The 12,479-nt window shown below is 59.0% G+C and carries 6 protein-coding genes; all 6 read right to left on the bottom strand.

Annotated features, from left to right (window positions below; translation table 11 throughout):
- Window positions 1–418 precede the first annotated feature (418 nt).
- The 6 genes from JSY17_RS20350 to JSY17_RS20325 all read right to left on the bottom strand — a co-directional run bounded on the left by JSY17_RS20350 (window position 419) and on the right by JSY17_RS20325 (window position 12,191).
- Window positions 419–1,213 (bottom strand): hypothetical protein, encoded by a 795-nt coding sequence (locus JSY17_RS20350; protein WP_232849565.1) that lies wholly within the window; start codon window positions 1,211–1,213, stop codon window positions 419–421.
- An 86-nt stretch (window positions 1,214–1,299) separates the two neighbouring features.
- Window positions 1,300–2,253, bottom strand: coding sequence for a sulfotransferase family protein (locus tag JSY17_RS20345; RefSeq protein WP_206402800.1), 954 nt, complete (start codon window positions 2,251–2,253; stop codon window positions 1,300–1,302).
- Window positions 2,241–3,029 carry an aspartyl/asparaginyl beta-hydroxylase domain-containing protein gene (locus JSY17_RS20340; RefSeq protein WP_206402798.1) on the bottom strand — a complete coding sequence of 263 codons (789 nt, stop codon included), beginning with the start codon at window positions 3,027–3,029 and terminating at the stop codon, window positions 2,241–2,243. Before JSY17_RS20340 ends, JSY17_RS20345 begins: the two co-directional genes overlap by 13 nt.
- Before the next feature lie 8 nt (window positions 3,030–3,037).
- Complete coding sequence (locus tag JSY17_RS20335) at window positions 3,038–4,540, bottom strand: TolC family protein (RefSeq protein WP_206402818.1); 1,503 nt, start codon at window positions 4,538–4,540, stop codon at window positions 3,038–3,040.
- 93 nt (window positions 4,541–4,633) lie between these two features.
- Entirely contained in the window at window positions 4,634–11,209 is a 6,576-nt protein-coding gene (locus tag JSY17_RS20330; RefSeq protein WP_232849570.1) for an Ig-like domain-containing protein, read from the bottom strand.
- Between the two features lie 145 nt (window positions 11,210–11,354).
- Window positions 11,355–12,191 carry a sulfotransferase family protein gene (locus tag JSY17_RS20325; RefSeq protein WP_117166416.1) on the bottom strand — a complete coding sequence of 279 codons (837 nt, stop codon included), beginning with the start codon at window positions 12,189–12,191 and terminating at the stop codon, window positions 11,355–11,357.
- Between the last annotated feature and the right edge of the window lie 288 nt (window positions 12,192–12,479).

The following is a 12,479-nucleotide window of genomic DNA, read 5'->3' as shown; positions in this document are numbered from 1 at the left end:
ACGATAAAAACTGCGTCATCATTAATTCTATATGCACCCGTACCAAATACATAAGCTCGATCCGCATAGTCCGGCTCGTCTACACCTCGATAGTAGCCGCTAACAGATAAGCGTGATTTGTCTTCTGTGATGAAATACTCACGCAAGAGGTCTAGCGTACTGTAAACCCCGGGAGCCAGCTTTTTACCATCACTTAAGTAGGCGCTATCCTGTCCACTTAGAAAATTACGTACATATCTAAATTCCTCAACACCAACGAAGCGACCGGCTCCGATGGTCATGTATTCATTAATATCAACAGAAAACACTCTCCCCACAGCATCCTTGGGGCGGATAAGTTTTTCGTCTTTAAGATCGGCAGGAGGCGTATCCTCATCGAATAGATATCTAGATACGATTACTTCGCTGGTTGGCATACTCATCGCTTATCCCTAACAGTTATCCACGTTATTATCCGAGTAGCAATTCCATTATCACCCTCACCAGTCAGAACCTCCCCACAGTTAGATGAGGCAGCAACAGCCGTGCGAGTCATAGAACCTTTTTCGATAGAACTCATCGCATCCTTGTAAAAAAACTCCTTTCTGTCGCTATACATCTCTTCAGTCTGACTGTATCTATTATTCCCACAACACTCGACACTCAACATACTAAATGTAACTTCGTAAAACTTAGTCCCGAACCCACGAAAACGATCATATAAACCTATCTTCTCACGCAACCCACGCCAATCTTTTAGCACGACTACATCTTGGGAAGAAACGAATGTAGACGAACCACTTTGCGCATCAAAATAGGTCACTAACACAAAAGGCTCATGAGGATACTCAAACTCAGACTTGCCGCTAACAGGGGCTATCGTTTTTATTCCAAAATTTTCCTCAAACGACTTACCATTTCCTTTTGAAGAACGAACAGTCCGAATAAGATCATAGGATTTACCATCATAGATAATTCCCGCCTTCAAATGCGTATTGCCATCATGCTCTTTATATATATAAGCATTATCAACACCTCGCCTGACCAGACTCTCAAGAAAACGCTGCCGATGCTCTTCATCACTGAGTACCTTTCCCTCTGCCAGACAAAGCGTCGCATCGGTCCATATAAGCCGGTAAGCCGCAAAGCTGCCGGGGACGGCTATCAGTAAAAAGATGACGGCCAGCACAATGAATTTCACGTCGCCCCACAATGTTCTTTTGCGCGCAGCCATACCTGGATTTCCTGTTGAACATTCACAGCGATGCCCGGGACATTCTGATCCCGGGCCAATAATGGATAGGTGTATTACTACCGAGCTTATGCCTGCCTGCTGAGGCTGCGCTCACCTCGCAAGACTTCCAGCGCCTCGCAGGGCGTGCGGGTCCAGTATGCTACTCGGTCCCTGAGCAGGTCGGTGGCCTCGCGATGCTTGTCCTGGCTGTCGGCGACAAATGCCCGGGCTGGCTGTTTGGCGTGCTGGCGTGCGGCTGAAAGCGCCTTGCTGCGTTGCGCAACATCAAGTCCGAAGAAATCAGCCAGATGGCCGTCCATCGCGCCGGGCAATTCACGGTAATTCAGCGGCAGGCCATTGAGGGCACGGCAGTGTTCAAGGCCAAGCTCGAGCGTTCGGCCCAGGCGCTGGGCGATATAGTCTTCGCGGGAATCGGTCAGGCCTTCTCCGTCCAGCGCGCAGGGGCCGATGATCACCGGCACCATGTGCATACCTGCCATGCGCAGATGGGAAACGGCGATTTCCAGAGGGTCGCGATACACGAACAGCCACGGGACCTCAGGAAAGCAGGCGTGCAGCAGCGGCAGCTCGCCGATGTTCCACGCATCCAGCTTGATCACCAGCGACTGCTCACAGCCAAGTCGCCGTTGGCCGTAAGCCGCGAGCAAACCGCGCAGGGCGGCGCGCCGGACAGCGGGATCAAGCGCACCTCGCAACAGCGTATCCAGAGGCGGCGGCTCGGAGATCACGATCATCTCGTCGAGTTGCGCCAGCATCTGGCCGATCAGGGTCGAGCCGCAGCGTGAAGCGTGATAGATGAACGCACCGGGTTCGACTGCTGGCAGTTGCCAGTCGCACAGCACCGCCAGCGAGGTTTCGCGCCGAAAGGCCTGATTGAACGGCAAGCGCAGGGCATCCTCGACAGCATCGCGAAAGAAGGGTTGATCGAGCTTGCGGTCGCCAAACCAGCACCAGTCCACCCGCCATTCTTCGGCGTCCTGCCAGATGCGGATCGGCAACCAGTCCTTCAGGCTGTCCATTGCCGGTTCCACTGATTGCGGCCCAGCCGCATCGCGGCGCGCACGTCTTCACGGCCAAACGGCAGGTCATGCCTGGCACCCAGCGTCAGGGTCAGAGCGATGAAGGTTTCGGTGTCCTGCTCGGCCTGCAAGGCACGGCACAGTTCGGGCTCTCGCTGCAGCAAGGCACGGAACTGTGCAAAAGCTTCGGCTGCCCGGCCTTGGCCTGCAGGCGGGGTTGTGGATAAGCCGGCTTCGATCTGCTGTTGCAGCCAGGCATTCGGGCGGCAGTCGAGCACCAGATGAATCCGTTCCTGCTGTCCCCAGTTATCGACGCTGTGAGGTCGGGCCAGATCGAGAAACCAGCACTCGCCCGCATTCATCGGGATACGCTGGCGGTCCAGCATGAAATCCACGTCCGGCGAGCTGAGCAAGGGGATGTGCAAGCGAAGGTCCGCCTGCGGTCCGCCCAGATCGTAATCGCGGTGTTCGTGAATCCGGCTGCCCGGTCCGAGTCGCAGCAGGCGGGCGCTACGAATCTCCAGCGGCAAGTCGCGCAGGGCTTTGGCCCAACACTCGTCGGCTCGCCACGGATCGCGGGTGATGGGGTCGCCTGCACCTGAGGACAATTCGGTCAAGGCATCGGCAGCGGAAATCAGCGCGACACCCGACCACTGCCCTTCGTAGTAACCGGCATTGAAGTGCGCGGCCCAGGCCGTATCGGCAATACGCGAAAGCGCCTGTAACAGCAGAGGCAAATCTACTGTTACAGGCAGGCGGGAACAGGCCGGAAGCATGAATCCGGTTACTTGGCCTGCACTGGAGCTGTTTTTACAGGCTCGGCGATATTACCCGCCGACCATTGGTTTTCACGCGAAGCCAGAGCACCTGCGATCACTTGAACATCGGTCGAAGGCAATTGCTGCGGCAGTGGGTCAAGCCCGGCACTGGCGAAGATCTGACCATAGGCATTGCGCAGGTCGGCGTAAGCCAGGTCACGGCGCAGGTCGGCTTGCAGGGTATTGAGTTCGCCCTGGATCAGATCCAGTTCGCCAATGCCGGCAGCCTTGTAGCGGTTGCGCAGTTGGCCAACGATTTCGCCGTCGATGTCCGACAGTTGCTGGCTGGTCTTGAACTGACGCATGGCTTCGCGATAGTTGGCGTTGGCCACGTAGAGCTGGGCCAGCACGGCAATCGACATGGCCTGACGACGCGCGGCGGCGACTTCTTCACCGGCCTTGGCCACATCGATGGCCGCTGGCGCTGAAATCACGTTGAACAGGTTCCAGGTGACCTTGACGCCCATGTCGGCCCATTTGTCATTGACCAGGAAGGAGTTGCTGTCGTAATGACCACCGGCAGAGAACTCCAGGCCCGGCAACAGGCGCAGCATGGCCTTGCGGGTTTCGGCAGAGCTGATGCGGGTCTGGTAATCCTGCTCGCGCAATTCCGGGCGGCTGGCCAGCGCTTCGTGTTCCAGCACGCTCATGTCGACCTTGAGCTCCGGAATCGAGTAATCGTCCGGGGTTGCCAGGGTCAGCTCACTGCCCAGAGGCAGGTTGATCAGGGTGGCCAGTTCGGTCTTGGCCAGCGACAGCGCCTTGCGCTGTTCTTCAAGCTGGCGGGTCGCCTGGATCAATGAACGCTGGTAGCTCAGCGCCTGAACCGGATCACCCACGCGCTGCGCGCTCATTTTCTCGCTGTTGCCTTGAGCCTGTTCGACGCGGGCCATCAGGCTGTCGATCTGTTTCAGCAGGCGTTCTGCGGCCACTGCACGCCAATAGGCCGAGCGCACGTCCTGAACGATGGTATTGACGACCTTGCGACGGCGCTCCTGAACGATCAGACGCTGGTCGCCCTGCTGCTTGGCACTGATGTAGCTGACACCGAAGTCGAGAACATTCCAGACCATGGTCAGGTCGGCGACACGGCGGCTGCGATCCTGGGAAGTCGAAGGTTCCAGAGACTGGGTACCGGTCTCGACACTTTCACTGCTGGACGCACTGACGTTGCTGCGTCCGGCATAACCTGCAGACAGGGCCATGCGTGGCAGCATGTCGAAGCTGGCAAGGTCCAGCTGACGCTTGGCCAAGGCTTCTTCCATGATTTTCAGACGCGCTTCAAGGTTGTACTTGACTGCGCGGGCCATGGCCTGGTGCAGGGTCAAGGGACCGTTCAGCGGCTCCTGGTCCTTGTACATCTGTTGCAGATCGTTTTTGGCACGCTGCTCACTGACGCTACGGTCGATCGGTTGGCTGGTGACGGCACAACCACTGATTACCAGCGCCAGCAGGCTGACGCTGAACAACTTCTGACTTCTTTTCATCCTTCCGACCGCCCCTGACTACCCATTCTTTTTTATAAGCGCCGACACTGGCCGACGCACAACTCAAACCTTGTCTCAGGCCTGCACTTCACTGATACCGGCTTTCCCCAAAGCCCATGCTAGTTCATGCAGCTGTTTTTGCTCGCTGTCCTTGAGCTGTTGCAATTGCTGATCCAGCGTCAGCGCGCCAAAACCGTTGCGTATGCCTTGTGACGAATCACTCGGCCCACGACCGCCTGCGTTGTCGAAAGAGCCTGTCGTCGACGTGTCCGCAGCGCTTTCGCGACTGAACAGTGTCGAGAAGGTGCTGTTGCCGAACACGCTGCCCTCGCCATTGCCAAAGCCCAGGAAACCGGCACCCGAACCGGCACCGTTGACGCTGGTGGACGTGAAGACTTGAGCAATGAAGCTGGGTGCCAGCGCACCGTTAGTGATAAAGATATTGCCCACTGGCGGCAGGTCACCGCCCGTGGTGCGCTGCTCGAACAGCGGCGCGAAACTCAATGGCGAGCCCAGATTGCCGGTAGGCGGGCCGAACAATTGCGGTTGCAATGGCAGGTTAGGCTGGCTGATCAACGGGACCGAATCGGCAATCCGGAACTGCGGATCGCCGCCCTGGGACTGCGTGGTAACCGCGTAGTTGGCGGAGTTGACGATGCCAACGCCAGTGTTACCCGCCAGATCGGTCACCGTACTGCTGTCGAGGGTGATGAAGTTGCTCGGATCGTTGGTATTGGCGTTCGGCGTCAGGGTTGCGGTCCAGGTCTGGCCGCCATCGCTGGTGGCCAGGTTGGACAGCGTGCCGTTGGCCACACTCAGGTTGGAAAGATCGAAGTTGCTGACCCGCTCGCTGAAAGTGAACGTCACCTGAGAAGTCTGGCCCGTAGTCAGGTTCGGGTTGGCCACCACGATGCTGGAAACCGTCGGACGCGTCCCGTCGATGCTGTAATTGGCAGAGTTGGCCACACCAGTGCCAGCGTTGCCTGCCAGGTCCGTGACGTTGCTGCTGTCCATGACGATGAAGTTGCTGGCATCGGAAATGTTGGCAGTCGGGGTCAGGGTCGCGGTCCAGGTCTGGCCGCCATCGCTGGTGACCAGGTTGGACAGCGTGCCATTGGCCACGCTGAGGTCCGAAAGATCGAAGTTGGTGACCGGCTCACTGAAGGTGAAAGTCACCTGTGTGGTCTGGCCGATCCCCAGATTCGGGTTGGCAATCACAATGCTCGACGTCGGACGTGTGGAGTCGATGACATAATTGCCGGATGTGCTGGTACCGCTGCCTGCGTTACCAGCAGCGTCGGACACGCCCGAAGTATCGAGGATGATGGCGTTACTGGCTGCGTTGACACCGGCTGTCGGCGTCAGGGTCGCGGTCCAGGTGATGCCGCCGTCGCTGCTGCTGAGGGCGCTCAAGGTGCCGTTGGCCACGGTCAGGTCGGCATTGGTGAAACCGCTCACCGCCTCGCTGAAGGTAATGGTCACCAGCGAACTTTGGCCAATGCCAAGCACGTTGTCGGCGACCACGATCGTGGCAGTCGGGCGCTGGGTATCGATGGCGTAGTTGTTCGAGACGGTGGTCCCGCTGCCGGTGTTGCCCGAAGCGTTCGCAAAGCCGGTGTTGTCCAGGCTGATCAGGTTGCTGCTGTCGGTGATACCCGTGGTCGGCGTAAAGGTCGCCGTCCAGGTGATACCGCCATCGCTGCTGCTCACGGCACTCAAGGTACCGTTTTCCACCGTCAGGTCGGCGTTGGTGAAACCGCTCACTGCTTCGCTGAACGTGATGGTCACCAGCGAGGTTTCACCAATGGCCAGAGCACTGTCGGCGACCACGATGGTGGCGGTCGGCTGCATGGTATCGATGGTGAAGTTGCCCGAGTTGGTCGTGCCGGTCCCGGTGTTACCCGCCAGGTCAGTCACGCCGGTGTTGTTCAAGGTAATCAGGTTGGTATTGTCTGCCACATTGATGTTCGGCGTGTAGGTGGCGGTCCAGGTGATACCACCATCACTGCTGCTCACAGCACTCAGAGTGCCATTGGGCACACTCAGGTCGGCATTGGTGAAACCGCTCACCGCTTCGCTGAAGGTGATGGTCACCTGTGAGGTTTCACCGACCGAAAGGACAGTGTCCGACATTACAATGGTGGCGGTTGGACGCAGGGTGTCGATGGCGTAGTTGTTCGACGTGGTAACGCCCTGGCCAGCGTTGCCGGACAGGTCGATCACACCCGAGTTATCCAGCGAAATGACATTGCTGGTATCGGAGAGACTGGCTGTCGGCGTCAGGGTCGCAGTCCATGTGATGCCGCCGTCGCTGCTGCTGACCGCACTCAGGGTGCCATTGGCAATGGTCAGGTCGGCGTTGGTGAAACCGCTTACCGCTTCGCTGAAGGTGATGGTCACCAGCGAGGTTTCGCCAATGGCCAGCGCATTGTCGGCGACCACGATGGTGGCGGTTGGACGCAGGGTATCGATGGCATAGTTGTTCGAGACGGTAGTCCCGCTGCCGGTGTTGCCCGAAATGTTCGCGAAGCCGGTATTGTCCAGAGTGATCAGGTTGCTGCTGTCGGCGATACCGGTGGTTGGCGTAAAGGTCGCCGTCCAGGTAACACCGCCATCGCTGCTGCTCACCGCGCTCAAGGTGCCGTTTTCCACCGCCAGGTCGGCGTTGGTGAAGCCGGTCACCGCCTCGCTGAAGGTGATGGTCACCAGCGAGGTTTCACCGATTGCCAGAGCACTGTCGGCGACCACAATGGTGGCGGTCGGCTGAATGGTATCGATGGTGAAGTTGCCCGAACTGGTCGTGCCGGTCCCGGTGTTGCCCGCCAGGTCAGCCACGCCGGTGTTGTTCAAGATAATCAGGTTGGTACTGTCTGCCACATTGATGTTCGGCGTGTAGGTGGCGGTCCAGGTGATGCCGCCATCGCTGCTGCTTACCGTGCTCAGGGTGCCGTTGGGCACCGTCAGGTCGGCATTGGTGAAGCCGGTCACCGCCTCGCTGAAGGTGATGGTCACCAGCGAGGTTTCACCGATGGACAGTGCGTTGTCGGCCACTACGATAGTGGCGGTCGGGCGCACCGTATCGACGACGTAGTTGTTTGATGTGGTAGTACCCTGGCCAGCGTTGCCAGCCAGATCGGTAAAGCCCGAGTTATTCAGCGAGATGACATTGCTGGTATCGGTGATCCCTGTTACCGGCGTAAAGGTCGTGATCCAGGTGATGCCGCCGTCGCTGCTGCTCACCGCGCTCAGGGTACCGTTTTCCACCGTCAGGTCGGCGTTGCTGAAACCGCTCACCGCTTCGCTGAACGTGATGGTCACCAGCGAGGTTTCGCCGATGGCCAGCGCGTTGTCGGTGACCACGATGGTGGCTGTTGGACGCAGGGTGTCGATGGCATAGTTGTTCGAGACGGTGGTCCCGCTGCCGGTGTTGCCCGAAATGTTCGCGAAGCCGGTATTGTCCAGGGTAATCAGGTTGCTGCTGTCGGTAATACCCGTGGTCGGCGTAAAGGTCGCGGTCCAGGTAACACCGCCATCGCTGCTGCTGACCGCACTCAGGGTACCGTTTTCCACCGTCAGGTCGGCGTTGGTGAAACCGGTCACCGCCTCGCTGAAGGTAATGGTCACCAGCGAGGTTTCACCGATAGTCAGAGCACTGTCGGCGACCACGATGGTGGCGGTCGGCTGCGTGGTATCGATGGTGAAGTTGCCCGAGTTGGTCGTGCCTGTCCCGACGTTGCCCGCCAGATCGGTTATACCGGAGTTGCTCAGGCTGATGATGTTGGTGTTGTCCACCACATTGATATTCGGCGTATAGGTGGCGGTCCAGGTGGTGCCGCCATCGCTGCTGCTGACCGGGCTCAAGGTGCCGTTGGGCACGATCAGGTCGGCATTGGTGAAGCCGGTCACCGCTTCGCTGAAGGTGATGGTCACCAGCGAAGTTTCACCGACCGAAAGGGCCGTATCGGCCAGTACGATCGTAGCGGTTGGTCGCTGGGTGTCGATAGCGTAATTGTTGGAGTCAGTCGTACCTGCACCGGTATTGCCTGCCGCATCGGTAACCCCGGTGTTGTCCAGGGTAATCAGGTTGGTGGCGTCTGTAATGTTGTTGATCGGGGTGAACATCCCGGTCCAGACGATGTTGTTGCTGGTGGTCATCGAGCTCAACGAGCCATTGGCAACCGTCAGGTCGGCATTGTTGAAACCGGTGACCGCTTCGCTGAAGGTGATGGTCACCAGCGCAGTATCGCCGATGGACAGGACCGTATCGGAAACCACGATGGTTGCAGTCGGACGTGCCGTGTCGATCGCGTAGTTGTTGGAGGTGGTCGTACCCACACCCGCGTTGCCGGACAGATCCTGTACACCGGCCCGATTCAGAGTGATCTGGTTGGTGTTACTGGTGAGGTTGGCCGTTGGTGTAAAAGTCGCAGTCCAGGTGGTACCGCCATCACTGCTGGAAACCGGGCTCAGAGTGCCGCTGCCAACCGTCAGGTCGGCATTGGTGAAACCGGTGACCGCTTCGCTGAAGGTAATGGTCACCAGCGAGGTTTCACCGACTGCCAGGGCGTTGTCGGCCACCACGATAGTCGCCGTGGGAGGCGTGGTATCCGAAACCGTGTAGTTGTTGGACGTCCCCGTACCGGTGCCGATGTTGCCCGACGAGTCGCGCACTGCCGAACCAGCCAGGGTAATCGCATTGCTGGAATCGGAAATATTGCCGGCCGCGGTCAGGGTGGCGGTCCACGTAATGTTGTTGGTGGTCACCAGATTGGTCAGCGTGCCGTTCGGCACAACGACTTCGGAAATATCCAGACCGAAGACCGGCTCGCTGAAGGTGAAGGTCACGGTCGACGTACTGCCCGAACTCAGGGACGGGTTGGCAATCACGATGCTGGAAACCGTAGGCGCCGTAGTGTCTGCACTGAAACTGGTATTGAGCGTGCCGCCATCGTTGAGGATGGAGTTGACCGCAGTTGGCGATACACCAGTAGGCCCACCGTTAAGGGCCAGACCACCTGCACCGCTGGCCCCCACGTTGCCGCTCATGATCGCGAAGTTGGAGGCGGTGATCAGGACCGTCCCCTTGCTCCAGATACCGCCCACGCCCTGACCGCCTTCACCGCCACCGGCGGCATTGCCACCACCACCGCCGCCACCGGCACCGAGGTTGTTGGTGATGGACGTCGTGCCGACGATGGTCAGAACACCGGTGCTGGCATTGTAGACACCACCCACAGCCGATCCACCATCGCCACCACGAGTGTTCCAGCCGGCACCGCCACCGCCACCGCCGATGGAAATCGTGCCGTTGTTCGCAGTACGACCCGCACCACCATCGCTGTAGCCAAAGGTATTGCCGATACCGCCTGCGCCACCGGTTGAACTACCGCCGCGCCCACCGAAATAGACCGTACTGAATGCGCCACCGTTGCCGCCGGTGTTGGCAGAAGGTGCCGTACCGGTGTAAGGCGCACCCTGTACGCCGACACGACCTGCAGTACCACCGTTCTGGCCACCGAGAGCACCGCCGCCACCACCACCGCCGCCGTAATACCCACCGGTTGCACCGCCGCCACCGCCGCCACCCGAAGCAGCGTTCGAGGTCACGGTGACGTTGAGCAATGTCAGGTTACCGGCGTTGGAAATACCGGCCCCCATTGAGTCGCTCGCCGACGAACCACCATTGGCACCTGCACCGGCAATCAGACCACGAGTGATGACCAGGCCGTCAAAGGTTGTGGTCACACCGGAGTTGACCCTGATGACACTGGTACGGTACTGACCGTCCAGCGTGACATCGGCCACACCGTCGTTATTGAGGTCGCCGTCGATGGTGATGTTGCGAGTGACTTGCAACTGACTGGTCAGCAGCACCGTCATGTTGCTGTTGAAGGTGACGATATCGCCGTTCTGGGCGTTGGTCAGTGCCTCACGCAGACTGCCCACGCCGGTGTTGGCGCTGGAGGTCACGGTAAAGGTCGCCAGACCCCACTGGTAGGAGTCCATGGCCTGACGCGACAGGGCACTGACACTTTCGATGCTGCCGGTCGCGATCTCCAGATCCCAGTCGCCGCCCACACCGGTACGGTTGGTCGAAGCCGCGATGTCACGACCGGTAAGGCCGGCCAGCGAATCGATGAAACTCAGGCCCTGATCGCCTTCCGCCGTATTACAGGCGTAGATCAGGATATCGCCGCCTTCGGCCATGTCATTGCCGATCTCGGCCAGCAAGGCACTGCGCTGGGCGATGTTGTCGGCAGACAGGTAGCTGTTGCCCAGCCACAGATCGCCTGAGTTACCGTGGGCAATGATCTGTACCGAACTCACGCCCTGATGGGAATCCAGATAGTCGGCAATCTGCTGCAGGCCGTCACGAGTGGCATCTAGCATGACCACCTGAGCGCCCGGCGCGACACCGGTGAGCAGGCTGTCGGCATCCTTGACCCGCGAGTCGACGAACACCACGGTCGTGCCCGGCACCGCCGCCGGGGTCGTGGTGACATCGGCCGTGGCGGCCGACTGCGCATGGCTGCTGTCACTGCTGTCTTTGGCAGCCGCGTGATCGGTGGCCTTGGCAGCCTCGGCCGTCGCCGCGCTGTCGGCCTGGGCCGTATCGGCAACGGTGGCAGCCACCGCGCCGTCGAACAACATTCGCGGTTCCAGGAACATGATCATGGGGGAAGCGGAGGATTTCGCACCCGAGGATGCCCGCTGTACGGTCGGCGACTTCTTCTTGTTCCACCACATGTTGCTCACCAGAGATCGAACGTTGTAACTCGGATATGGAAAACCGCGGTCAGTGGGCCGCGGCGTCGGATTTCATGCGGATGACGTTGGCGGCGCTGGCCGAACCGTCATTCCAGAACGACAGCTTTGAATACTGCTCAAACAGGTCCGGCGGCAGGATCGTGCGCCGGGGTTCAAAAGCGACCCGGGGCTTGACCTTGTGCAGACCGGAAACACCCAGGGCATCGTCGAACTGCGGCGCGTCGTAAGAGAGGTTATTGAAATCGTGCTCGAACCAGGGTTCGCCGATGAAGTCATACACCAGCCGCATGACGCGGTCCGGGGCCTGGGACAGCAGGTCGTAATCGATCAGCAACAGCGACTCGGCATGCTCGCCGTAATAGGCTTCTTTCAGCGAAGCCCAGGCAAACCCCACCAAGCGGTTGCGCTGAGCCAGCGTCTCGACCCGGCTGTAGACGGTGTTACGTTCGACATCGTCGACGAACAGCTTGGTGTTCTCGAAAGGATTGCCGCGATAGACACGCTCGATGCTGTCCATGATCCAGGCCACGTTGCGCACGCAGGCAATGACCTTGGATTGCGGGAACAGATCCATCAATGCGGGCAGACGCGAGCACCAGCTACGGCTGGTATCGAAGACAATGGATTTGTCGAGTTTGTCGGCGTAGTAGGAATCGAAGATCCCGCGCAGCAGCCGACGACGCATGGCGGTATCGATTACCGAAGAAAACTCGCTGCCGGCACTGCACTGGCCCAGCACACTGGAAAACAGAGTGGCGACCGGGCTGCTCATGCCGGCATGAAAGCGGGGGTTCTGCAAGAGAATGGCTGACAGCAGGGTAGAACCCGAACGTGGCAGACCCGATATGAAATGAAAGTCTTGCATCCTTTTCCCTGCCTGAGCGCCCAATCCATCTGGAGGAGTGTCAGCCTAACGTAACAAAATGTACTCGAATAGTAGTACTTCGACATCAGTTCCCTGAACTTGAGCTGTACAAGCCGGAAAAAACGCTTGCATATGACGATAGTCCGCTGTTCCGGGCCTTCCAGCCTTTTACAGATGATAACTATCAGATGAACGGTCTGAGGACGCTCCGAAATCACGGCCAGCCTTTTCCGAGGACAAGCGCCTTCCATGGGTCGCATGAACGTCATCTGCACAGGGGATTGTTTC

Origin of the sequence: Pseudomonas capsici (assembly GCF_017165765.1) — a bacterium.
In the GTDB taxonomy this organism is placed as follows: Bacteria; Pseudomonadota; Gammaproteobacteria; order Pseudomonadales; family Pseudomonadaceae; genus Aquipseudomonas; species Aquipseudomonas capsici.
The sequence above is the reverse complement of the archived record's forward strand: the minus strand, read 5'-3'. Positions and strand labels throughout refer to the sequence as shown.

What these genes read in the sequence shown, in the direction of transcription:
- JSY17_RS20340 (WP_206402798.1), bottom strand. Translation starts at nt 3,029, where the DNA reads ATGCTTCCGGCCTGTTCCCGCCTGCCTGTAACAGTAGATTTGCCTCTG.
- JSY17_RS20330 (WP_232849570.1), bottom strand. Translation starts at nt 11,209, where the DNA reads ATGTTGTTCGACGGCGCGGTGGCTGCCACCGTTGCCGATACGGCCCAG.
- JSY17_RS20325 (WP_117166416.1), bottom strand. Translation starts at nt 12,191, where the DNA reads ATGCAAGACTTTCATTTCATATCGGGTCTGCCACGTTCGGGTTCTACC.
- JSY17_RS20350 (WP_232849565.1), bottom strand. Translation starts at nt 1,213, where the DNA reads ATGGCTGCGCGCAAAAGAACATTGTGGGGCGACGTGAAATTCATTGTG.
- JSY17_RS20345 (WP_206402800.1), bottom strand. Translation starts at nt 2,253, where the DNA reads ATGGACAGCCTGAAGGACTGGTTGCCGATCCGCATCTGGCAGGACGCC.